Origin of the sequence: Streptomyces sp. NPDC048584 (genome assembly GCF_043199595.1) — a bacterium.
Taxonomy (GTDB): domain Bacteria; phylum Actinomycetota; class Actinomycetes; order Streptomycetales; family Streptomycetaceae; genus Streptomyces; species Streptomyces edwardsiae.
The window spans coordinates 138,686-160,691 of record NZ_JBICWF010000004.1; the positions used below are offsets into that span (position 1 = coordinate 138,686).

The window sequence follows — 22,006 nt, forward strand, 5'->3', positions numbered from 1 at the left end:
GCTTGTTCAGGCTGCGGCGACGGTCCAGGCGGAGTCCAGGATTAACAGGTCGCCGTCGTCGGCCTGGTCCGTGGTGTCCGCGGGCGGAGTTGCTGCCTGCCCGGGAGGCACGGCGCCTTCTGTAGGCGTTTCGACAGGGGCGGGCGTGTCCTCGACGGGAGCGGCCGGCGTCTCCGCGGGCGCCGGGGTTTCCTCGACCGGGATGGTCGGCGTCTCGTCGGCCGGAGCTGGGATCTCCTCGACGGGAGCGGTCGGCGTCTCCTCCACCGGGTCGGTGGCCGGTGGGTCCGACGACTCCGGGACCGTGGGGATCGTCTCTGCGGGAGGCTCGCTCGGCGTCGTGTCCCCGGTGGACGGCTCCGTCGGGTCCGTCGGGGTGCTCGGCTCCGTCGACGGGGTGGCGGTCGTGGGAGCTGGCGACGTCGTAGTCGGCTGTGTCCCTTCTGTGCTCTCAGTCGGTGTGGAATCCGGGCGGCCGTCCACCACAGGCCCAACCGGGGGCTCCATGTCCGGAGTGTGCACAGGCACGGACACCACCGGCGGCTGATCAAGACCCGCAGCGATCGCCGCGATATCGTCGCCGCCCGTGACCCACGGGGCAGTGGTTTGGACACCGAGCACTGACTGCGCGGCCAGGAGAACAGATTCATCGACCGGTGCGCTGTTCGGCGCGTACAGGATGGTCTCCACGTCCTGTCTGTCCAGCCCCAACGTGCCGAGGGTGAGAGCTGCCAGACGAGGCGGGAGCGGCGCCGCCAAGCCCGACGCGTTCGCTTTCGCCGACGGGTCGACTTCCGTGTCTTGGATCAAGTCCGTGTACTCCGACAACCGCCCCTTGTCTGTGCCCCAGAGCACGTACCGGCCGGATCGCGAGAGATTGGGGTACAGCTCGGTCGTACCGTCTTGCCGGACCCACGTCTCCGCATAGTCCTTGTCTGCGAAGATCCTCAGCCCTATGCGCTCTGAGCCGTACGAGAAGGTGAAGATCGTGCTGTCCGGTCCGATGGCCGCCTTGCTTGCCATCACCATGCCGTCAGCGTCCGTGCACTCTGCTTCGAGATTGGCGATCGGCTTGCAGTCGATCTGGCCAGCATTGGAGAAGTCCAGAAACTCCGGGCCGATGAACGGCTTCACCGAGGACTGCCCGGCCGAAGCACCAGAAGGACTCGGCGACGAGTCCGGTGAACTCGCTGAGGTTCCTGCTGGGCTACCGGCGGTGAGGTAGCCCAGCGCCCAACTGCCTGCGAGCGCAGGCACCAACGCTGCAGCAACAACCCACCGCCTCGCTCGGCCGCGCAGGCGTCCGGGCTGGAGGGGCTCGTCGGGCGTGGGGGTGATGTCGAGTGGTGGAGCTGACTTGACGGTTTCCAACAGTTCACCGAAGTCCTTGAACTCCGGGTGCTCACGGACCATGCGTTCGACCTGCTCCACTGGGAGATCAGGCAATGCAGAACGCACCTGCCGTACGGCTGAGTCGAAGCTCTGAGGCTTCAAGAAGAGGAGGCGTTCACCTCCCAGGTTGACAAGGCCCAGGTCGGTGAGATCTGCGTCGTCCTCGTCCTCGGGGGTCAGGATGTGGATTCGGACGGGAGGCTGTGACTCGGTCACGACTGACCCCAGGTGCCGCGGCCCCCCGAAATTGCGTTGCTCAACTCTGGCGGTCTCTTTCCTTGCTGTTCAAGATGCTGGCGATGCGGGCGCGCGTCTTCTCGGCACGCTCGGGCGTGATGTCTTCGATGTCGGTGAGGATGAGCTGACCGCCATCAGGCAGTTCAATCTCCTCACGATGGAGCTCCGGCTCGTCCAGGCCGTCTCCTGATCCGGCGTCCTCCCGTATCTCCTGCGGGTTCTGGACGCGTGCGAATTCTCGGAGCATCGCTTCCCTGGTGGCGCGCACCCTCGAAGGGCTACGTCGATTGCCGGGCCGCAACGCTCGCGCGGCGGCCAGCATCTGGCGGGTCTCCTCATCGTGAGGGGTGGGCCCGCCTTCCAGCGCCCGCTCCAAGCGCTCGCTCTGGTCAGCGCGTCGCGACATGCGCCCTCGCCTCTCGTGTCTCTACCCGTGTTCCGACAACTCTTTTTCTGCCCCCGGCTGCGGTCAGCAGCTCCTCCATCAGCTGGGAGGAAGACTCGCCCTCCGGCATCACCTCGGCAAGTTTGCGCAGGGCCCGCACCGTAAGGGTACGGACAGCGCCGTCCGTCTTCCCCATGATCTCCGCAGTCTGCCCAGGGGTAAGCCCGTCGAAGAAGCGCAGGATCAGGACCTCACGCTGCACGGGACGCAGTTTGTGCATGCGCGCGGCAACGGCCTGAGCCAGTGCACGCCGTTCGGCGTGTTCTTCCGGGCTCTGGTCGAAGCGCGGCCGGTCGAGTTCAAGGTGGTCGGCGTACAGCACCTCCGCGGGGCGCCGCTGCACCGAGCGTAGGTAGTCCAGCGCGGTATTCTTCGTGATTGTGCGCAGCCAGGCCAACAGGCTTGTACCCGAGCGGTACTTGCCAATGTTCTGCGCGACCTTCAGCCACACTTCCTGGCACAGGTCTTCCGCGACGTGCCCGTCCCGGATGTACCGCCGCACCCAGTGGTACACGGTGTCATTGAGTTCGTCGTACAACGCCGCCATGGCGTCGGCCCCGTCTTCTCCGCCTGCTGCGGCGCGTCCGACCAGAGCCTCCAGAATGTCGGTCACGGCGTGATATCCCCCCAAGCCGGTGCTGCGTTTATCAGCTACAGCGCCACACTCGGGCACACCCCCATGGTCTCCCCACCAACGGACGATCACGTTCCGAGGCGGCGCTGATGCAGCATAACCAATCTTTTGCGAACCGCATCGAACAGGCCTGCGATGAGTCGGGACGCTCAAGCACCCGGTGCGGGCGTGCACCGAGGGAGCAACTTGGCGGGCTGATCCGTCGACAAACCCTTGTCAGGGCACGCCCAAGACCGCTGCTGAGGTCGACAACATCCGAGAGGCTCAGCCGACGATCCAACCGACGCCATCCAAGGCGGACGCCACCCCGCAGCGACCTCACCGTGCGGCTGGCGCGTTGGGATTCCCACGGGTGTAACAGATTCCGCTGATCGACGTACTTACCGGTGCCGGGCCGAACGGAACCGGCTCCATCCGGCCGGAACGGTTTGCCGGGGGACACCCACGAGTGGACGAGGACGACTATGGCCCGCGGCGGTTCCAACGTATTGCTGAGCTTCGAGACGATTGCCGAGCGGATGGAACTCACAAAGCGCACGGTGCTCGACAACTACCGGAGTTGGGATATCCCCGTCGTGCGCATCAGTGATCGGATACTCCGCGTCCGGGAGCGCGATTTCGAGGCATGGCTCGACGCCCGTACGGAGTGAAATCCCCAGCGCCGCGCGGGCGCTATTGCCACGAATAGAAGGGGCACAACCAACCGTTCCGCCTCCCGCTCGACGGCTTGACCGGCCATGGCTACGCCTGCGTACAGTCCGACTCCCCTGGCCAGGGAGTCACCCGAGAACCAACCAAGATCGCGAGAGGCGTCCCGTGGCACGCAAGCCCACTGTGTATAAGCGGTGCGATTGCTCCGACCAGAACAGGCCCAAGAAAGGCGGATGCGGCCATAGCTGGTCTTACAACCGCACGACCGACGCGGGTAACCGCACACGGGCAACGATTCCCGACTCCGTCGGGCTGACCCAGGCCCAAGCGCAGGCCATTCTCGACGGAATGACTCCAGGCGTGGCGCCCGAGCCCGTCGAAACGAACCTCACCTTCAAACAGTGGTCGGCCGACTGGCTCAGTAGGCGCCGCGCCAAGGAGATCAGCGTCCAGGGCTACGAGTCAGCCGTCCGCGTGCACCTCAATCCCCGCTGGGGTAGGCAACGCCTACGGACCATCAAGAAGGCCCAGGTCGAAGCCTGGGTTCAGGAGATGGAGGCCAACAAGCGCATCGCCAACTCCACGGCGGATGGCCACTGGAAGGTCTTCAAGATGATCCTCAAGGATGCCCTCCAGAACGGAAAGATCGCCTCGAACCCCACTTACGAGGTCGATGGGCCCTACGTAGAAGCGTCGACCTCGTACGTCTTCAGCGCGGACGAGTGCTGGGCGATCTACGACGAGTTCCCCAAGCACTACCGCCCCATCCCCATGCTCGGTTTCGCCTGCGGCCTTCGGCAGGGGGAGGCGCTCGCTGTGTGCGACGACGTCATCGACACCGACGGAAAACTACTCACCGTTCGTCGACAGGTACTCAGGACCAAGGAGAGTGGCTACAGCCCCACCCTCGTGGACCGCCTCAAGACGAGCCCGCGCCTCAACACGAAGAATGTGCCGATCCCTCCGTACCTCCAGGACGTTTTGGACGAGTACATGGAGTGGCGCCCGCCGCGCCCAACAGCGAACGTCCTGTGGGAGCACAAGAAGACGATCACCGAATGTAAACGCGGCTCGGTACAGGCACTCTTCTGGACGCGGCGCGGGAACCTCGTCTGCCGGAACCACTTCAACGACGACGCGTGGAAGCCCACGCTGCTGAAGCTGGGCATCAAGGACGAGGAGGGAAACCTTCCGACCTTCCATGACCTCCGGCACACCTTCATCTCCACGTGCCTTCAGAACGGGATCCCCGAGCACACTGTGGCCGCGTGGGTGGGCGACACCGTCGAGGAGCTGCGCCGTACGTATAGCCACCTCCTGAGGGACCATGCCGATACCCACGGCGCGATAGCCGCCGGCCTGACCGCACGGCCGAAGCCGACCCTCGTACGCGCCGCGGCGTGACGATCTGACCGTTGTACTCGCTGCCCTCTCGCAGACGCAGCGGCGAACCCCAGCGGGGCTGAGGCCGACACCGGCCTCAGCCCCGCTGCCGCTTTCCCAGCCTCTGCACCTCCGCCTCCACGCTGCGCCGCCGGCATTGTCGTGCGCCCGGTAGTCGAGTGGTGCGGCCCGGCTCGCTGGCAGTCGGCGGGAAGCGCCCCCGTGAGCAGGGTTGTCAAAGAGGTACTGGCTGAGCGGGACTCCATACCCTGCTCAAGCATCGCGGCGGGACCGCCGGGTAGCCCAGGAGAAAGCTGTTTGCCGCAGGTCAGGCCCTGCCGTCGCCGGTCCGGGGTCCCGTGCCCCCGTGGCTACATTCATGGCTACGTACGTAGCCGCGCGACCCCGTTTGAACCGGTGCGGAACGGGGTTTGATCAAGCCCCCTGATTCGACAAAAAAGTGCCCCTGACCTGCAAGGCAGCCGGTCAGAGGCACTTAGCGGCAGACGAGTCGGGCTGTACGCCGGGTTCTGTTCCCGGGCTTCCTCGCGGAAGTCCCGGGCGACGGCCATCCATCTAGGGCCGGCGTTGCCGCCGGCCTCGTGCGGTCTACCCGCGGACTCGGGCGGGCAGCCCTCGAACATCCGCGCAGAGACGCCTTCTCCTACGAGGAGGCGTCTCCTCTTGACCTTGCTCCGGGTGGGGTTTACCTAGCTGCCCAGGTCGCCCTGGGCACTGGTGGTCTCTTACACCACCGTTTCACCCTTACCCGGCGCCGAAGCACCGGGCGGTCTGTTTTCTGTGGCACTGTCCCGCGGGTCACCCCGGGTGGCCGTTAGCCATCACCCTGCCCTGTGGAGCCCGGACGTTCCTCGGGAAGTCCCGTGAGGGACTCCACGCGGCCGCCCGCCCGGCTCGTCTGCCGTGCCGACCATGGTACCGGGCGCGAGCGGGGCTTCGGTGCGGCGGCCGTCGCCAGGACCGAGCCGGTGAGGATCAGGGCGAAGGCGGCCAGGACCGGGGCGGTCAGGGGTTCGTCCAGGAAGAGGGCGCCTGCCGCCACCGCGATCGCCGGGTTGACGTACGTGATGACGGAGGCGCGGATCGGGCCCGCCTCCCTGATCAGCTCCAGGAACGCCACGAACGCCACCGCCGTACAGACGACGCCCAGCGCGGCCAGGGCGGCGAGGGCCTCGGTGGAGGGCAGGGCGGCGGGGCGGGTCACGATCGCCGCGGGGGCGTAGACCAGGGCGGCGAGGGCGAGGCAGGGGGTGATGAGGTGCAGCGTCGGGACCTGCTTCAGATAGCGGTCGGCTATCAGGGGGGCCGTGGCGTAGCCGACGACCGTGACCAGGACCTCCGCCAGGGAGAACGCGTCGCCGCCGGTCAGGTGCGGGACCGTGAGGACGCCGACACCGCCGAGGCCGAGGGCGAGGCCGGTGATCCTGCGGGTGCTCAGCGAGTCGGCGGTGCCGAAGAAGCGGGAAAGCAGGACGCCGACGATCGGGACGCCCGCGATCAGCAGGCCCGCCGTGGAGCTGGACAGATGGCGTTCGGCGTCGGTGAGGGTGTACCAGGGGCCGATGATCTCGATCACCGCGAACGCCAGCATCGGCTTCCAGTGCGTGCGCAGGTTCCGGGCGAGGCCGGCCTGGCGCAGGGCGAAGGGGAGCAGGAGGGCGGCGCCGATCGCGCAGCGCGCGAACACCACCGCCGACGGGGACACCTCGTCCACCGCCACCTTGATCATCAGATAGGGGATGCCCCAGACCACTCCCATCAGGGAGAAGAGGAGCCAGCCGCGTGCAGTCATGCGGTGAGTGTGCGGCCGTTCAGCGGCGGGAGTCTTGAACGCTGTTGCGGTACGCCGCCGGGGTCACCCCGAGGACGCGGCGGAACCAGCGGGTCAGATGGGCCTGGTCGGCGAAGCCGACGAGCGCGGCCGCCTCGGCGGGGCGCAGGCCGGCTTCCAGGAGGGCGCGGGCCCTGGTGACCCGGTACTGGGCGAGCCAGGCGTACGGGGGCAACCCCATCGTCGTACGGAAGGCGCGGAGCAGTTGGTAGCGGGAGAGGCCGAGGTCGGCGGCGAGGGCGGCGAGGGAGGGCGGTTCGAGGAGCTGGTCGGCGAGACGGTCGCGTACGGCGAGGGCGACGGCGGTGGGCACGGCCTTGTCGTCCGCGCGGGCGGTGGAGTGGCGGCGGGCGAGCGTGGTGAGCAGCCAGGGGATACGGGACTCCGCCTCCAGGGGGTCCGGGAAGGAGCTGACGTCCGTGTGGGCGCGGCGCAGGGCGACGGCGAGTTCGGGGTCGTCTATGACGGGGTCGCGGAAGTGCGGGAGGGCGGCGCCGAGGGTGCCGTCGGCGAGGAGGGCGGGGGCGGCGTAGAGGGCACGGTAGGAGTAGCCCTCGGGAGCGGCGGGGCCGCCGGTGTGCATCTCGCCGGGTTCCAGGACAACGATCGAGCCCGGCCCGGAGATGATCCGGCCGCCCCGGTAGGCGATGGTCTCCAGCCCGCCGACGGTGACCCCGACCGTGAACTCGTCGTGCGCGTGCGGCGCGTACTCGTGCCGGTTGAACCGGGCGGTGAGCAGATCGAGCGCGGGCCCGCACCGCCCCAGCCGCGCCCTGGTCCAACGAGCCTGTTCCCGTACATCCGCCACCTCGCACCCCCGAGCAGTAGGGGATCAGAGGAAGTCGGCGGTGTCCAGGTCGAAGGCGAAGGGGGCGGGGAGGGCGATCGGTTTGCCGAAGGGGCGAGTGCACCGCTCGCGGTACTCGTCCTCCTCAGGGTCGCTGAACAGCGTGAGCGAAGAGACTTCGCGGTCGACGAGGAGGTAGAGGGGGATGCGTCCTCGGGCGTAGCAGCGGCGTTTGGTCTCGCGGTCGGCCTGAGGCTTGGTGGACGTCACCTCCACCACCATGGCGACACCGGCACACGGCATCCACGGATCGGCTCCCCGGAAGAGCTCCGAGTCCTGGGGCACAAGCGTGCCGTCCGGGATCACGTGGTCCGGTGGGCAGGAGGGCGCGCCCTTCAGCCGCAGACCCTTGTGGCCGGAGAAGGCCATGGCCGTTCGGGAACGGGTGTACATCTGGCGCGAGATCCAGCCGAGACAGTGCTCATGCGATCCATCGGGCGGCGGCGTGAGGAAGAGCTCTCCCTCGATGAGTTCCGCCCGGAACCCCTCGGGGGCGTCGAGGACGGCGAACCAGTCCAGCAGCAGGCTCTCGGTGATCGGATCGTAGGTGATCACGGTGCGGCTCCTCGCTTTCGGTCGCTCGCCAGACTTGCGTACGGGGGGCTCGCCCGGTGCGCAAGCCGGTGCTGTTCGCTCGACCGTGTTCGCTTGACCCTGTCGTAGCGGCAACGTTTCTACTGGGGGTATGCGGATCGGAGAGCTTGCCCGTGCTGTCGGGGTCACCACTCGGGCCGTGCGGCATTACCACCAGTCGGGGTTGCTGCCGGAGCCGGTGCGGCTGGGGAACGGGTATCGGGACTACGGGTTGCGGCATGCCGTCGTGCTGGCGCGGATCAGGCGGCTGACCGAGCTGGGGCTGGGGCTCACCGAGGTGCGGGACGTGCTCGCGGACGAGGCGGGGAAGGACCTCGTCGAGGTGCTGACCGAGCTGGACGAGGATCTGGCACGGCAGGAGGCCGCGATCCGGGAGCGGCGGGCGCGGCTGCGGGCCCTGCTGGAGACGGAGGGCGGGCTGACCGCCGAGGGGCCGGTGTCGCCGGAGCTGGCCGCGTTGTTCCGGGACACCGCCCAGCTGTCCGGCTCCCCCATGGCCGTCAGGGACCGCGAGATGCTCGCGCTGATCGAGACCGCCACGCCGCCCGGGGAACGGGAGCGGCTGATGGGGCTGCTCGGCGGGGTCGTGGACGCGCCCGGCGGCATGGAGCGGGTGCGGGACCTGTACGAGCGGCTCGACGCGCTCGCCGACGCCGAGCCGGACGATCCGCGGGTGGAGGAGACGGCGCGGGCGCTCGTCGCCTCCGTTCCCGAGGGGATGGTTCCGGAGGGAGCCGTGGCAGGGGAGGCCGCCGGTTTTCTGCGGGCCCTCTACGCCGACTTTCCGCCGGCCCAGGCCGAGGTGATCCGCCGCATGATGCGGATCATCACCGAGGAGGGGTCATGAGGGGCGTACGGATGGCGGGCGCGGTGGCGGGGCACGAGCTGCGGCTGATGATGAGCCTGTGGCTGTGGGTGGCCCGGCGGCGGCACGGTGTCGGCGGCGGGACGGCGTTCGGGTACGCGCGCGGCGAGGCGGCCATGATGTACGGGCTCGCGTTCGTGTGCGTGGTCGAGACGGTGGCGCTGTCCGTACTGCTGGCCGGCTGGCCGGCGGTGCACGCGGTGGTGCTCGTCCTGGACGTGTACACCGTGGTGTTCGTCGTCGCGCTGCACGCCGCGTCCGTCGTACGGCCGCATGTGGTCGGGGACGGTGTGCTGCGGGTGCGCCGGGCCGTGCACGTCGATCTGCGGATACCGGTGGAGCGGATCGCCTCCGTCCGGCGGGAGCTGCGGATGACGCACGACGCGGCGGAGGGGGAGCTCGATCTCGCCGTCGGGTCGCAGACGACCGTCACGGTCGAGCTCGACGGGTCCCTCACCCATGTCACCCTCCTCGGGCGTCCCCGCGAGATCCGCGTGGTCCGCTTCCACGCGGACGACGCCGACGGGCTCGTACGCGCGCTGGCCAGGGCGCCTTCCGCCGGTGGCCACGTCTGACGTGCCGGCCCACGCCGTACCCTGACTTCGAGCTCGACCGAAGGAGTACGTGTGCTTGTCCTGCTGCCGCCGTCCGAGGGCAAGGCCGCTTCCGGCCGCGGTGCCCCGCTGAAGCCCGAGTCGCTGTCGCTGCCGGGGCTGGCCGCGGCGCGCGAGGCGGCGCTCGCCGAGCTGGTGGACCTGTGCACCGGCGACGAGGACAAGGCGCGTGAGGTGCTCGGGCTGAGCGAGGGACTGCGGAGCGAGATCGCGAAGAACGCGGAGCTGGGGAGCGCCGGGGCGCGGCCCGCCGGGGAGATCTACACCGGGGTGCTGTACGACGCCCTGGACCTGGCCTCCCTCGACGCGGCGGCGAAGCGGCGGGCGGCGACGTCGCTGCTGGTGTTCTCCGGGCTGTGGGGCGCCGTGCGGGTCACCGACCGGATTCCGTCCTACCGGCTGTCGATGGGCGTGAGGCTGCCGGGGCTCGGCGCGCTGAGCGGGCACTGGCGTGCGCCGATGGCGGAGGTGCTGCCCGAGGCGGCGGGCAGCGGGCTGGTCCTCGACCTGCGGTCGGCGGCGTACGCGGCGGCCTGGAGGCCGAAGGGCGAGGTCGCGGGGCGGACGGCGACCGTACGGGTGCTGCACGCGCCGACGCGGAAGGTGGTCAGCCACTTCAACAAGGCGACCAAGGGGCGGATCGTACGGAGCCTGCTGACGGCCGGTGCCGTACCGAAGGACCCCGCCGGGCTGGTGGAGGCGCTGCGGGACCTCGGTTACGCGGTGGAGGCCACGGCACCGGGCCAGGCGGGCGCCGCCTGGGCGCTGGACGTGCTGGTCGACGAAGTCCACTGATCGCATTCTCTTGTTGCACCCTGTTGTTGCACCCTGCGCAATGGGCTTTGCGCGGTGCGCACCGGTGTGGGCAGGATGACGGCATGAGCTCTCCGCTGCCCTCCTCCGTGTTGGATCTCGCCCCCGTCGTGCCGGTCGTCGTCGTCGAGGACGCCGCCGACGCCGTACCGCTGGCGCGTGCGCTGGTGGCCGGGGGGCTGCCCGCGATCGAGGTGACGCTGCGGACGCCGGCCGCGCTCGACGCGATCTCGGCGATCGCCGCCGAGGTGCCGGACGCGGTGGTCGGGGCGGGGACGGTGATCACGCCGGAACAGGCGGACGAGGCGGTGGCGGCCGGGGCGCGGTTCCTGGTCAGCCCCGGGTGGACGGACGTACTGCTGGAGGCGCTGCGGGCGTCCGGGGTGCCGTTCCTGCCGGGGGTGTCGACCACCTCGGAGGTGGTGGCGCTGCTCGAGCGGGGGGTACGGGAGATGAAGTTCTTCCCGGCACAGGCGGCGGGCGGGACGGCGTATCTGAAGTCGCTCGCCGGGCCGCTTCCGCAGGCCCGCTTCTGTCCGACCGGGGGCATCGGGATCGACTCCGCGCCGGAGTATCTGGCGCTGCCCAACGTGGCGTGCGTCGGCGGGAGTTGGATGCTTCCGGCGGACGCGGTGGCCGCGCGGGACTGGGAGCGGATCGAGGGGCTGGCGCGTACGGCGGCGGGGCTCAGCGCAGGTGCGAGGTCTCGTTGAACAGGCGGACGCTGGCGTTGCCGTCGGCGTAGTACGCCACGGCGGAGAGCGAGGCCGCGGAGAGTTCCATCCGGAACAGGGACTCGGGCGGGGCGCCCAGGGCGAGGCGTATCAGGGTCTTGATCGGTGTCACGTGCGTGACGAGCAGGACCGTACGTCCCGCGTACGCGGCGGTCAGCCGGTCCCTGGTCGTGGCGATCCGGGTGGCGGTGGCCGCGAAACTCTCGCCGCCGCCGGTGGGTTCGGCGTCCGGGGAGGACAGCCAGGCACTCAGATCGTCGGGGTACCGCTCGCGGACCTCGCCGAAGGTGAGGCCCTCCCACACGCCGAAGTCCGTCTCGCGCAGCCCGTCGTCCACGGTCACGTCGAGCCCGAGCCGGGCGGCGACGATACGGGCGGTCTCGCGCGTACGGGCGAGCGGCGAGGCGACGACGGCCTCCACGGTCCCCCGCCGGGCGAGGAACTCCCCGGCCCGCTCGGCCTGTTCCCGCCCGATCCCGGAGAGGGAAGGATCACTGCCACCGCTTCCGGAGAACCGCTTCTGCGGGGTCAGGGGCGTCTCCCCGTGCCGCAACAGCACGAAGGTCGCGGGCGGCCCCATGTCGGGAGCCGCCCACCCGGCAACGGGGGTGGCGACGGCCTGCGCGGCCCGGAGATCGGCGTCGGCTTTGCCGCGGGTGCGGTCGGGTGGACGTACGTCACCGGCCCGCACGTCGGCCGCACGCGCCCCGCCGCCGGCCTCCGGAGCGACAGCGGCGGCAGGCCGCGAGGGTTCGGCCGCCGTCCCGGGGTCGACACCAGCACCCGCCGCAACCGTGACGTCCCCGGCGGCGCGTCCCGTGCCAGCGCCCGGCGCGGGAGCCGCGTCAGCCGCCGTGCGCTCCCCGGCGGCACGCGGCGAGGGTTCGGCCACCGTCCCGGGGTCGGTACCAGCACCCGCCGCGCGCGCGTCCGCGGCAAGGCTGACGTCATCGGCCGCGCGTCCCGTGCCAGCGCCCGGTGCCACAGCCGCGTCAGCCGCCGTGCGCTGCCCGGTGGCAGGCCGCGAGGGGTTCGTTGTCGTGGGGGGCTCGTCAGCGGCGGGGGGCGGGGGCGAGGCCAAGGCGGCGCGGGCCCTGGCCGCGCCCGCCTTCGCGTCGCCGGGCGGGCCCGACGGTTCGGGTGTCAGCGGGCGGGCCGCCGGGGTGTCCAGGGAGGCACGGGACGCCGACGGCGTCCACCGTTCGCCGCGCTTGCCCGCGTCCATCGCCTCGTTGGCCAGGCGGTCGGCGTGTTTGTTCTCCGCCCGGGGGATCCACTCGTACGTGACCTGGCCCCGGGGGAAGACCCCCGACGCCTCCGCCGCCAGCGGCTTCATCGCCGGGTGCTTGATCTTCCAGCGGCCCGACATCTGCTCGATGACCAGCTTGGAGTCCATCCGGACGTGGACCCTGGCCCCCGGGTCCAGTGCGTGCGCGGCACGCAGGCCGGCCAGCAGGCCCCGGTACTCCGCGACGTTGTTCGTGGCGACGCCGAGGTACTCGGCCGCCTCCGCCAGGGTCTCCCCCGTCGCCCCGTCGCTCACCACGGCGCCGTAGCCCGCGGGTCCCGGGTTGCCCCGCGACCCGCCGTCCGCCTCGACGATGAACTCCCGCACCGCCCGGACTCCCTACAGGCCGGACTCGGACGTCCGCACCAGGATGCGGCGGCAGTTCTCACAGCGCACCACCGTGTCGGGGGCCGCCTTGCGGATCTCGCTCAGCTCGGTGATGGCGAGCTCCTGGCGGCAGCCCTGGCAGGTACGGGCGTACAGCTTCGCCGCGCCGATGCCGCCCTGCTGCTCGCGCAGCTTCTCGTACAGGCTCAGCAGCGGCGCGGGCACGGAACCGGAGACGACCCCGCGCTCCTTCGTCACCGAGGCCGTCTCGCCGTCGATCTTCTCGAGGGCGGCATCGCGGCGCGCGGTCGCGTCATCGATCTTCCCCTGGACGGAGCCGACCCGCTCGGTCAGTTCGGCCACCCGCTCCTGCGCGGACTCGCGGCGCTCCATGACCTCGAGGACGACGTCCTCCAGGTCGCCCTGCCGCTTGGCGAGGGAGGCGATCTCGCGCTGGAGGTTCTCCAGGTCCTTCGGCGAGGAGACCGCGCCGGAGTCGAGGCGCTTCTGGTCGCGGACGGCACGCTGGCGCACCTGGTCCACGTCCTGCTCCGCCTTGGTCTGCTCGCGGGCGCAGTCGCTCTCCTCGGTCTGCGCGGCGACCAGCAGGTCCCGCAGCTGGGTGAGGTCCCGGGTCAGCGACTCGATCTCGGCGTGCTCGGGCAGCGACCTCCGCTTGTGGGCGAGCTGCTGCAGGCGGACATCGAGGTCCTGGACGTCCAGGAGGCGGATCTGGTCGGCGGGCGCGGCGTTCAGTTGGGGGCTCCAGATGTGTCGGTGGTGGCGGGAGACGCCGCGTGGGCGGTCCAGGGGTCGGTGACCGTCTTCGAGACGTGGACCCGCAGGTCCCAGCCGTGACGGTCGGAGATCTCGTCGAGCTGGGCCGCGGCCAGTTCGCACCAGGGCCACTCGGTGGCCCAGTGCGCCGCGTCGAGCAGCGCGAGGGGACTGTGGGCGCGGGCCTCCAAGGCCGGGTGGTGGCGCAGGTCCGCGGTGAGGAAGGCGTCGGCCGAGGCCGCCCGTACATGGTCGAACAGGCTGTCGCCGGAACCGCCGCTGACGGCGACCGTCCGTACGAGCGCGTCGGGGTCGCCGGCCACGCGGATGCCCTGCGCGGTCGCGGGGAGGCGCTCGGCGGCGCGGGCGGCGAGTTCGCGGACGGTCAGCGGATGGTCCAGCTCGCACACGCGGCCGAGCCCCCGACGCCCGTCCGGGTCGGTGGGGTCCGGCACGAGGGGCCGTACGACCCGGAGGCCCAGCGCGCCGGCGAGGGCGTCGGAGACTCCCGGGTCCGCGGAGTCGGCGTTGGTGTGGGCGACGTGCAGCGCGATGTCGTTCTTGATGAGCGTGTGCACCACGCGGCCCTTGAAGGTGGACGCCGCGACCGTGGTCGTACCGCGCAGATAGAGCGGATGGTGGGTGACCAGCAGGTCCGCGCCCAGGGTCACCGCCTCGTCGACGATCTCCCGCACCGGGTCCACGGCGAACAGGACCCGCGTGACCTCCTGGCCGGGATCGCCCACGACGGTGCCGACCGCGTCCCAGGACTCGGCCCGCTCGGCGGGCCACAGATTCTCCAGCGCGGCGATGACTTCAGACAGACGGGGCACGCCTGCAAGGCTACCTGGCCGTCTCGTACGGCAGTACCGGCGCCGGGGAGCACACGCGCCTCCCCTCCCTCAGCAGAATCGTTCCTGGAGTACCCGTACGTGTGAAGTGCGGGCCCACCGCTCCGCCGCCTGCGCGTGCGCGACCTACGTTCATCACCGGAGGTGACCGAACGATGACGGTCTGTGCCATCGAACCTGTGACGGGACACGAGGACGGAGCCGGACGGGCGGGCGGCGGGGCGGCCTGCGCCATTACCGCCGACGGCGCCTACGCCGCACGCCTCACCCGCGCCGGCGACTCCCTCTTCCCGGAGCGCTGGACGCTCGACGGCCCCGAGCCCTACGCGGTGCCGCTGCCCGGCAACCAGCCCGAGGAACCCGGCACCGAGGTGCAGCCCCTGAGCGACGGGCGGGTCCTCATCCACCGGCCGATGGCCGCACGGCACGCGTTCTCCCTGCTGTACCCGACCGGCCCCGGCACCGGTGAGCTGCCGCTGGGCACGGTCGAGTGCCCGGACGAGGACACCCGGCTGCGGCTGCTGCCGCCCTCGCCGGGCGGCCGGCGGGCGTACGCGCTCGCGGTGGGCCGGCGGTCGACCGCGGTGTGGCTGGTCGCGGGCGGCCCGCCCGGGCCGCAGCAGGTCGCGGAGGTGCCGGGGCACTGCTCGGGCGGGGCATGGCTGGACCGGGACGGGCGGATGCTCGCCCTGGACCGGGAGGCGGGCGGGCGCACCAAGGCGGTCGTGGTGGACCTGGAGCGCGGCGGCGAGATGTCCCCGCTGCTGCAGATCGCCCCCGACAGCGACGACCGGGTGCTGCTCGCCGACCCCGACAGCGGACTGCTGCTGGTGGGCTCGGACGCGCCGTCGCCCGGGCGGGAGCGGCTGGGCTGGGGGGTGCTGGGCAGCACGCTGCCGGTGCGGTTCCCGGAGTGCCTGCGGCCCACGGACCGCGTGGTCACGCCGTTCGCGATCCAGCCGGGTCAGATGCTGACACCGGAGCAGTGCGCGGTGGCACTGCGGGTCGACGGCCCGGCCGGGAGCTGGGTCGGGGTGTGGCGGCCCGCGGAGCGGAAGGTGCACCACTTCCCGGCACCGGCGGGGTGGCTGGCCGGTACGGGGCTGTGGACGGCGGACGGGGTGCTGCGGCTGCCGTACGCCACGGGAGCCGTGCCGTGCGGGGTGGCCGGGCTGCGGGCGCCGGGGCAGGAGCGGCGGCGGGCGGGGCTGGACGTGCGGGCGGCTTCGGGGGCGGGTGAGCCCGAGGGGGGCGGGGCGTCCGGTGCGCTGCCCTCGGCCGAGGGGCCGCTCTCCCTGCACTTCGGGCACGGCGGTTTCCCTCGTCCCGTGCCCTTGCAGCAGGCGCCTCTGGGGCGGCTTGTAACGAAGTAGTGGCGGTCGGCGTGGTCGCCTGGATGCGGGCGGTGGGGGGCCGGTTAGACTCACCCGGCTGTAGGAAAGATCATGTTTACGGGGTGAATTCCTTCCGATGAACGACGTCATCACGAACGAGCCGCAGTCCGCCGAGAGCGGGCAGGCCACTGCCGGACACGGCAAGCACCGGGGGTCGGTCTCCACGCGGGACGCGGAAGCGTCTCCGCGCGGGCGGCACCGCAGGCCGGAACAGGCGGGCGAGTACAGGGAGTCGGCTGCCTGACGTCACGTCAGGCGCGGTTCCTCTTCATGAGCCGGGCTCCGGTCGTCCTCTGCGACGACCGGGGTCCGGCTCAGTCGTGTTCGACCGTGGTGGCGGAGAGGACGGGGGCGTCGTCACGGTCCGCGGCGCCCACCGTCACGTGGACGGTGCGGGGGTCGTGGCGCCACATCCTGATGCGGAGCGTCTCGCCCGGGTGGGCGATTCCGGCGAACCGGGTGGTGTAGGAGCGGACCCGGGTGACGTCGCCGTCGAGGAGGGTGTCCACGACCGCTTCGAGGGTCATGCCGTAGGTGCACAGGCCGTGCAGGACGGGGCGGTCGAAACCGGCGCGGACGGCGAAGTCGTGGTCGGTGTGGAGGGGGTTGTCGTCGCCGGAGAGGCGGTAGAGGAGGGCCTGGTCCTCGCGGGTGGGGCGGTCGAGGGTGTGGTCGGGGGGTGTGGTGGGGGGCTCTTGCCGTGCGGACGGGCCCCGGTCTCCGCCCCAGCCGCCCTCGCCGCGTACGTAGATGTGTGCCTCGTCCGTCCACAGGGGGCCGTGGGTGTCGGCGGCCTCGGTGCGCATGACGAGGACGGCGGCTTTGGCCTTGTCGTGTACGGCGGTGATGCGGGCGGTGGTGGTGGCGGTGCCGGCGGGCGGGAGCGGGCGGCGGTGCAGGGTGAGGGACTGGGCGCCGTGCAGGACGTGGGCGAGGTCGACGTCGATGCCGGGGAGGGTGAGGGCGCGGGTGACGCCGGGGGCGTGGGGGCCGGCGGTGGTGGCGAAGGTGGGGACGGGGTGGGGGTGGTCGGGGCGGGCGCCGATGCCGCGGTGATAGACCCGGACGTCTTCGTCCGTCCAGGCGATGTCACCGACCAGCGGGGCTGCGGTGAGTGCTGTGCGGGGGTCGATGGGCATGGGGCTCCTGTCATCGGGGCGGGTGCCTCTCCGGCAGTCTGCCGGGCACCAACGCTCACGACTCCGCGTCGCCGCCACCCGTCCGCGCGCAGGCGTGTCGCACTCCGCCGATCCGCGGACAGGCGCGCCGCATTCCGCCGATCCGCGCGCAGGCATGTCGCGTCGCCGCCGCCCGTCCGCGCGCAGGCATGCCGCGTTCCGCCGATCCGCGCGCAGGCGCGCCGCATTCCGCCGATCCGCGCGCAGGCATGCCACACTCCGCCGATCCGCGGGCAGGCGTGCCGCAGGGCGGCACGGGTGGGCGCGACGGCACCCCGTGAGCGCCGGGCCGCGCGACTCCCCCCGCTCAGCCGTCACCCCGGGCAACTGCTGGACGGGGGTGGGAGTGCGCTCGCCCCGCTGGAAGGGGGTGCCGCTGCGCCCACCCTCCCCCATCGCCCCAGGGGCACGACTGCCCGCCGCTGCGCGGGTTGCGCGGGTGCGGGTACGGCCAAGGGATGGTCAAGGAATTGTTAGGGGGGCGAAGCATTGGAATAGTTGCCTTGGTTTACGGGGTTCGAGATGCACGTATCCCGAAACAGCCCGCCCCCGGAGGCAGCCTTCATGACGCAGACGACACCCGACCGCCCCCACGGCAGACCGGGCGGGACCGCCGTGGTCCCCGTGCTCGCCTTCGCGGGCATCGTCGTCGCGGTGATGCAGACCCTGCTGGTGCCGGTCATCAAGGACCTGCCGCGACTCCTCGACACCGCCCCCTCCGACGCCACCTGGGTCCTCACCTCCACCCTCCTGTCCGGCGCGGTCGCCACCCCGATCATGGGCCGCCTCGGCGACCTCCACGGCAAGCGCCGCATGCTGGTCCTCAGCCTCGCGATCATGGTCGTCGGCGCGCTGATCAGCGCGTTCACCAACGACCTGCTCCTGATGATCACCGGCCGCACCCTCCAGGGCGTGGCGATGGGCGCCATCCCCCTCGGCATCGGCCTGATGCGCGACATGCTGCCCCGCGAGCGCCTCGGCTCGGCGATGGCCCTGATGAGCTCCTCCATAGGCGTCGGCGGCGGCCTCGCCCTGCCCGCCGCCGCCCTGGTCGCCCAGCACTCCGACTGGCACTCCCTCTACTACGGCGCCGCCGGCCTCGGCGTCATAGCCATCGCGCTCACCCTGACCGTCGTACCGGAGTCCCCCGTACGCGCCAAGGGCACCTTCGACCTGCCGGGCGCGATCGGCCTGTCCGCCGGGCTGGTGCTGTTCCTGCTCCCCGTCTCCAAGGGCAGCGACTGGGGCTGGACCTCCGGCACCACGCTCGGCCTGCTCGGCGCGGCGGTCGTCGTCCTGCTCCTGTGGGGCCTGATGGAGCTGCGCGTGGCCGCGCCCCTGGTCGACCTGCGCACCACCGCCCGCCGCGAGGTCCTGCTCACCAACCTCGCGTCGATCATGATCGGTGTCTCCTTCTTCGTCGTCTCCCTGGTCCTCCCCCAGCTGCTCCAGCTGCCGCCGGGGCACGGGCTCGGCCAGTCGATGGTCGTCGCGGGCCTGTGCGTGGCCCCGCTGGGCCTGACGATGATGTTCACCGCCCCCGTCTACGCCCGTCTCTCCGCCCGGTACGGCCCGAAGACCACCCTCATCCTCGGCATGCTGATCATCGCGGCCGGTTACGGCGGCGGCCTCGGCCTGATGGACGCCGTCTGGCAGACCGTCGTCACCTCGGTGATCCTCGGCGCGGGCATCGGCCTCGCCTACTCCTCCCTCCCCGCGCTGATCATCGGAGCGGTGCCCGCCTCGGAGACGGGCGCGGCGAACGGCCTCAACACGCTGATGCGTTCCATCGGTACGTCGGTGTCGAGCGCCGTCATCGGCATGGTGCTGGCGAACACGGCGGACACCGTGGGCGGGGCGGAGCTCCCCACCCCGCACGGCTTCCGGATCTCGTTCCTGATCGCGACGGCCGCGGTGGCCGTCGGCCTCGTCCTGGCCCTGTTCCTGCCCGGCCGGCGCCCCTCGGAGCACCCGCGGCTGCGGGCCGGCAGTGAGGAGGACGCCAACCTGGAGCGCGCGGAGGCCGTGCTGAGCGGGCGCGGTTTCCGGGGCCGGGTGCTGGACGCGGCCGGTGCGCCGGTGGCCCGCGCCAGGGTCACCCTGATCGACCGGCACGGCCGCCGGGCGGGTGCCACCGTCTCCGCCGGCGACGGCACGTACGCCCTCGCCGTCCCGGCGCGGGGGCCGTACGTCCTGGCCGCCCGCGCCACCGGCCACGCCCCGCTCGCCTCCCCGGCCCTGCACGACGGCGGGGAACGGCAGATCGGCCTGGACCTGTCCCTGCCGGGCGAGACGGTCACCGCCTGACCCCGTTACCCCGTGGTACCCCCTGTCGGCCGGCCCGGCGGGGGTACGGCAGCATGGGGTCCGTGCAGACACGTACGGCCTCGCAAGAGACGACTCCCGCGCCCGCGATCCTGGCCGCCTTCGAGGCGGCGAAGGGCTTCATGCCCGTGGACGAGGGCCTGGCCCTGTACGCGGCGGCGAGTGAGGCCGGCCGGCTGGGGCTGCCGCTGCTGGAGATCGGCAGCTACTGCGGCCGCTCCACGATCCTGCTCGCCGACGCGGCCCGCGCGGCCGGTGTCACCGCGCTCACCGTGGACCACCACCGCGGCAGCGAGGAGCAGCAGCCTGGCTGGGACTACCACGACCCGGAGACGGTCGACCCCGAACTGGGGGTGATGGACACGCTCCCCGCCTTCCGCCGCACCCTGCACCGGGCGGGCCTGGAGGACCATGTGGTCGCCCTGGTCGGCCGCTCCCCGCGCGTCGCCGCCCTGTGGGGGACCCCGATCGCGTTCGTCTTCGTCGACGGCGGCCACACCGACGAGCACGCCACCGCCGACTACGAGGGCTGGGCCCCGCATCTCGCCGAGGGCGGCCTCCTCGTCATCCACGACGTCTTCCCGGACCCGGTGGACGAGTTCACCGGCCAGGCCCCCTACCGCGTCTACCTCCGCGCGCTCGCCTCCGGCGCCTTCACGGAGGTCTCGGCGAAGGGTTCGCTGCGGGTGCTGCGGCGGACGGGTCCTGGGCTCTGAGCCCTCGACGTTAGGGTGGCTGCGTGTCGTACACAGGTCCCGGATTCGAACCGCCCCAGCCCCGACGGTCCCGGCGCGGGCCCCTGACCGTGGCGCTGGCCGCGCTGGTGCCCGGGGCGCTGCTCGGCTGGGCGGTGTACGCCGCCGTGGGCGGGTCCGGGGACGGCGAGGCGGCCGGGACCCCCACCGCCTCCGCCACCGCCTCACCCCGTACGTCGGCGGCGGCACCCTCCGGGAGCGCCGGGGACGGGAAGCCGACCGCCTCCTCCACGGCCAAGCCCCCCGCCGCGGCCGGGACGCTCGAGGGCAAGGTCGTCGTCATCGATCCGGGGCACAATCCGACCAACTTCGAGCACACCGCCGAGATCAACCGCCAGGTCGACATCGGCACGAACCGCAAGGAGTGCGACACCACCGGCACGTCCACCAACGACGGTTACGCCGAGGCCGAGTTCACCCTGGACGTCGCGCACCGGATGCGCGCCCTGCTCGAGAAGCGGGGCGCCACCGTGAAGTTGACGCAGGACGAGGACCGGCCGTTCGGGCCGTGCGTGGACGAGCGGGCGCGGATCGGCAACAAGGCGGGGGCCGACGCCGTCGTCTCGATCCACGCGGACGGCTCGGGCACCGGCAACCGCGGTTTCCACGTCATCCTTCCCGGCGCCGTCGACGCCGGGGGCGCGGACACCCGCGCCATCGTCGAACCGTCCGCCGATCTCGGCGCCCGTATCGCGGGCGACTTCGTCCGGGTGACGGGCAGCGCGCCCTCCAACTACATCGGCGGCGGTACCGGTCTCGTCACGCGTAAGGACCTGGGCGGTCTCAATCTGTCAACGGTTCCCAAGGTGTTCATCGAGTGCGGCAACATGCGCGATAGCAAGGACGCGGCACTGCTGACCAGCGGTGCCTGGCGGCAGAAAGCGGCGCAAGGGATTTCCGACGGAATCGTGAGTTTCCTGCGCGGGTAGGGATCAGCGCGTTGATCCGGGCGGACAGCCCCATCTCGCGGACGGTAGTGTTTTCCGGACGATGAGGGGCCACCCCCGCGCTTCACACCGGGGCCTTCGGGCGACATGGTGACAGCGACGCCTCTTCCGACGACGAGACGACCTACCGACCTGCGAAGGACCTGAAGTGAATATCCGCTCCCTCACTCGAGGCGACGGCGTGGTGATCGGAGCAGCGGTGTTGCTGTTCATCGCGTCGTTCCTCGACCTCTACTCCGCCGACGGCGCACCCGACAGCCTCGACTTCCCCAGCCTGTGGGCCAGCGGGCCGGTTCTGCTCGGAGTGGTGCTGGCGGGCATCATCGGCGCCGCGCTCATCGTCATCACCCGTGGTCTGCCCCAGGTGCCGAAGGTCGCGGGGCTCGACCTGGGCCAGTTCGGCATCGCCTTCACGGTGTTCGCCGCCTGGAGCGCGCTGGGCAACATCTTCGACGTGGCCGGCGGTGCCGACAACTTCGAGGGCAGCGGTGACGGCCCCGACGCCGGTACGGGGCTGATCCTGGCCCTCGTCGCCACGCTGATCATGGCCGCCGCCGCGGTGGCGACCCCCCTGGTCCCCGCCCTCAAGGCCGCCCTCCTCCCGCCCGCCGGTCCCGCGGCCCCGCAGCCGTACGGCGCGCAGCCGCCCGCCGGTTACGGCTACCCGGGTGCGCAGCAGCCCGCCGCGTTCGGCGGTCAGCCGGCGCCGGGGCAGCAGCCGTTCCCGGGCGGCCAGCCGGCCGCGCCCCCGGCCGGGGACTTCTCGCCGTTCTGGTTCGCCGTGCCGGTGCCCCGGCCGCTGTTCCCGGAGGACGGCTCGTCCACGCCGATCGCCGAACTGGCCCCGGGTACCTGGTACCTGGCGGTCGAGCAGCGCGGTCCGTCGCTCGTCGCGCAGACCCAGGACGGCCGTCGCGGCGTCCTTCAGGACACCTCGGGCATCCAGCGCGGCTGACCGCGCACGGCCCCGGCCCTTCGTCACGGCCCCTCGCCCCCGCGGGCGGGGGGCCGTTGTCGTACCGCCGGACGCGGTCCGGCCCGTCCGGAGGCGGTGCCCCGACGGGCACCCGGGTCCGTCGGGGCAGCCGGGGAGGGCCGTCCGG

General features: G+C 71.7%; 21 protein-coding genes, 1 other RNA gene and 1 pseudogene. 12 read left to right on the forward strand and 11 right to left on the reverse strand.

Annotation, left to right across the window (positions count from 1 at the left end):
- Window positions 1–6: 6 nt before the first annotated feature.
- The 3 genes from ACGFR9_RS11015 to ACGFR9_RS11025 form a co-directional block, all read right to left on the reverse strand.
- Window positions 7–1,608 carry a hypothetical protein gene (locus ACGFR9_RS11015; RefSeq protein ID WP_393205569.1) on the reverse strand — a complete coding sequence of 534 codons (1,602 nt, stop codon included), beginning with the start codon at window positions 1,606–1,608 and terminating at the stop codon, window positions 7–9.
- Window positions 1,609–1,648: 40 nt separating this feature from the next.
- Window positions 1,649–1,951 carry a hypothetical protein gene (locus tag ACGFR9_RS11020; RefSeq protein WP_319646752.1) on the reverse strand — a complete coding sequence of 101 codons (303 nt, stop codon included), beginning with the start codon at window positions 1,949–1,951 and terminating at the stop codon, window positions 1,649–1,651.
- Between the two features lie 67 nt (window positions 1,952–2,018).
- Window positions 2,019–2,687: an RNA polymerase sigma factor gene (locus tag ACGFR9_RS11025; protein WP_393205572.1), complete on the reverse strand. Its 669-nt coding sequence runs from the start codon at window positions 2,685–2,687 to the stop codon at window positions 2,019–2,021.
- A gap of 485 nt (window positions 2,688–3,172) precedes the next feature.
- Between ACGFR9_RS11025 and ACGFR9_RS11030 the strand changes: the two genes are divergently transcribed.
- Window positions 3,173–3,358: a DNA-binding protein gene (locus ACGFR9_RS11030; RefSeq protein WP_095753128.1), complete on the forward strand. Its 186-nt coding sequence runs from the start codon at window positions 3,173–3,175 to the stop codon at window positions 3,356–3,358.
- Window positions 3,359–3,719: 361 nt separating this feature from the next.
- Window positions 3,720–4,763: a tyrosine-type recombinase/integrase gene (locus tag ACGFR9_RS11035; RefSeq protein WP_358278873.1), complete on the forward strand. Its 1,044-nt coding sequence runs from the start codon at window positions 3,720–3,722 to the stop codon at window positions 4,761–4,763.
- Window positions 4,764–5,245: 482 nt separating this feature from the next.
- Here ACGFR9_RS11035 and rnpB read toward each other — a convergent pair.
- The 4 genes and pseudogenes from rnpB to ACGFR9_RS11055 all read right to left on the reverse strand — a co-directional run bounded on the left by rnpB (window position 5,246) and on the right by ACGFR9_RS11055 (window position 7,993).
- Window positions 5,246–5,660: RNase P RNA component class A (rnpB, locus tag ACGFR9_RS11040), an RNA gene on the reverse strand.
- Window positions 5,661–5,775: 115 nt separating this feature from the next.
- A pseudogene (locus ACGFR9_RS11045) lies at window positions 5,776–6,555 on the reverse strand (DMT family transporter); the annotation flags it as partial.
- A gap of 19 nt (window positions 6,556–6,574) precedes the next feature.
- On the reverse strand, window positions 6,575–7,402 hold the full coding sequence (locus tag ACGFR9_RS11050) for an AraC family transcriptional regulator (RefSeq protein ID WP_393205576.1): 828 nt from the start codon (window positions 7,400–7,402) through the stop codon (window positions 6,575–6,577).
- Window positions 7,403–7,426: 24 nt separating this feature from the next.
- Window positions 7,427–7,993, reverse strand: coding sequence for a Uma2 family endonuclease (locus ACGFR9_RS11055; RefSeq protein WP_393206303.1), 567 nt, complete (start codon window positions 7,991–7,993; stop codon window positions 7,427–7,429).
- A 133-nt stretch (window positions 7,994–8,126) separates the two neighbouring features.
- Here ACGFR9_RS11055 and ACGFR9_RS11060 point away from each other — a divergent pair, with 133 nt between their 5' ends.
- The 4 genes from ACGFR9_RS11060 (at window position 8,127) to eda (ending at window position 11,040) form a co-directional block, all read left to right on the forward strand.
- Window positions 8,127–8,882, forward strand: coding sequence for a MerR family transcriptional regulator (locus ACGFR9_RS11060; protein WP_393205579.1), 756 nt, complete (start codon window positions 8,127–8,129; stop codon window positions 8,880–8,882).
- On the forward strand, window positions 8,879–9,475 hold the full coding sequence (locus ACGFR9_RS11065) for a hypothetical protein (RefSeq protein ID WP_393205582.1): 597 nt from the start codon (window positions 8,879–8,881) through the stop codon (window positions 9,473–9,475). The genes ACGFR9_RS11060 and ACGFR9_RS11065 overlap by 4 nt, the downstream gene beginning before the upstream one ends.
- Window positions 9,476–9,526: 51 nt before the next feature.
- Window positions 9,527–10,309 carry a peroxide stress protein YaaA gene (gene yaaA / locus ACGFR9_RS11070; protein WP_393205585.1) on the forward strand — a complete coding sequence of 261 codons (783 nt, stop codon included), beginning with the start codon at window positions 9,527–9,529 and terminating at the stop codon, window positions 10,307–10,309.
- A gap of 83 nt (window positions 10,310–10,392) precedes the next feature.
- Window positions 10,393–11,040, forward strand: a complete 648-nt coding sequence (gene eda, locus ACGFR9_RS11075) for a bifunctional 4-hydroxy-2-oxoglutarate aldolase/2-dehydro-3-deoxy-phosphogluconate aldolase (protein WP_393205588.1) — start codon at window positions 10,393–10,395, stop codon at window positions 11,038–11,040.
- On the opposite strand, the gene ACGFR9_RS11080 is transcribed toward eda, so the two are convergent.
- From ACGFR9_RS11080 to ACGFR9_RS11090, 3 genes are read right to left on the reverse strand one after another with little or no spacing between them, the layout of a single operon-like run.
- Window positions 11,015–12,676 carry a bifunctional RNase H/acid phosphatase gene (locus ACGFR9_RS11080; protein ID WP_393205590.1) on the reverse strand — a complete coding sequence of 554 codons (1,662 nt, stop codon included), beginning with the start codon at window positions 12,674–12,676 and terminating at the stop codon, window positions 11,015–11,017. The two genes, eda and ACGFR9_RS11080, sit on opposite strands and share 26 nt — an antisense overlap.
- 12 nt (window positions 12,677–12,688) lie before the next feature.
- Window positions 12,689–13,432, reverse strand: a complete 744-nt coding sequence (locus ACGFR9_RS11085; RefSeq protein WP_393206306.1) for a zinc ribbon domain-containing protein — start codon at window positions 13,430–13,432, stop codon at window positions 12,689–12,691.
- Window positions 13,429–14,286: a Nif3-like dinuclear metal center hexameric protein gene (locus ACGFR9_RS11090; protein WP_393205593.1), complete on the reverse strand. Its 858-nt coding sequence runs from the start codon at window positions 14,284–14,286 to the stop codon at window positions 13,429–13,431. Before ACGFR9_RS11090 ends, ACGFR9_RS11085 begins: the two co-directional genes overlap by 4 nt.
- 173 nt (window positions 14,287–14,459) lie before the next feature.
- Here ACGFR9_RS11090 and ACGFR9_RS11095 point away from each other — a divergent pair, with 173 nt between their 5' ends.
- Both ACGFR9_RS11095 and ACGFR9_RS11100 read left to right on the forward strand, forming a co-directional pair.
- Window positions 14,460–15,677 carry a hypothetical protein gene (locus tag ACGFR9_RS11095; protein ID WP_393205596.1) on the forward strand — a complete coding sequence of 406 codons (1,218 nt, stop codon included), beginning with the start codon at window positions 14,460–14,462 and terminating at the stop codon, window positions 15,675–15,677.
- A gap of 97 nt (window positions 15,678–15,774) precedes the next feature.
- A complete protein-coding gene (locus ACGFR9_RS11100) occupies window positions 15,775–15,942 on the forward strand; it encodes a hypothetical protein (protein ID WP_393205599.1) in 168 nt (55 codons plus the stop codon).
- Between the two features lie 70 nt (window positions 15,943–16,012).
- On the opposite strand, the gene ACGFR9_RS11105 is transcribed toward ACGFR9_RS11100, so the two are convergent.
- Window positions 16,013–16,837 (reverse strand): MaoC/PaaZ C-terminal domain-containing protein, encoded by an 825-nt coding sequence (locus tag ACGFR9_RS11105; protein ID WP_393205602.1) that lies wholly within the window; start codon window positions 16,835–16,837, stop codon window positions 16,013–16,015.
- Between the two features lie 603 nt (window positions 16,838–17,440).
- Here ACGFR9_RS11105 and ACGFR9_RS11110 point away from each other — a divergent pair.
- The 4 genes from ACGFR9_RS11110 (at window position 17,441) to ACGFR9_RS11125 (ending at window position 21,858) form a co-directional block, all read left to right on the forward strand.
- A complete protein-coding gene (locus ACGFR9_RS11110; RefSeq protein WP_393205604.1) occupies window positions 17,441–19,183 on the forward strand; it encodes an MFS transporter in 1,743 nt (580 codons plus the stop codon).
- A gap of 53 nt (window positions 19,184–19,236) precedes the next feature.
- Complete coding sequence (locus tag ACGFR9_RS11115; RefSeq protein ID WP_393205607.1) at window positions 19,237–19,917, forward strand: class I SAM-dependent methyltransferase; 681 nt, start codon at window positions 19,237–19,239, stop codon at window positions 19,915–19,917.
- Window positions 19,918–19,940: 23 nt separating this feature from the next.
- The gene (locus ACGFR9_RS11120; RefSeq protein WP_393205609.1) at window positions 19,941–20,885 is read left to right on the forward strand and encodes an N-acetylmuramoyl-L-alanine amidase; all 945 of its coding nucleotides are present in this window, start codon (window positions 19,941–19,943) and stop codon (window positions 20,883–20,885) included.
- 166 nt (window positions 20,886–21,051) lie between these two features.
- On the forward strand, window positions 21,052–21,858 hold the full coding sequence (locus tag ACGFR9_RS11125) for a hypothetical protein (RefSeq protein WP_393205612.1): 807 nt from the start codon (window positions 21,052–21,054) through the stop codon (window positions 21,856–21,858).
- The last annotated feature ends 148 nt before the right edge of the window (window positions 21,859–22,006 follow it).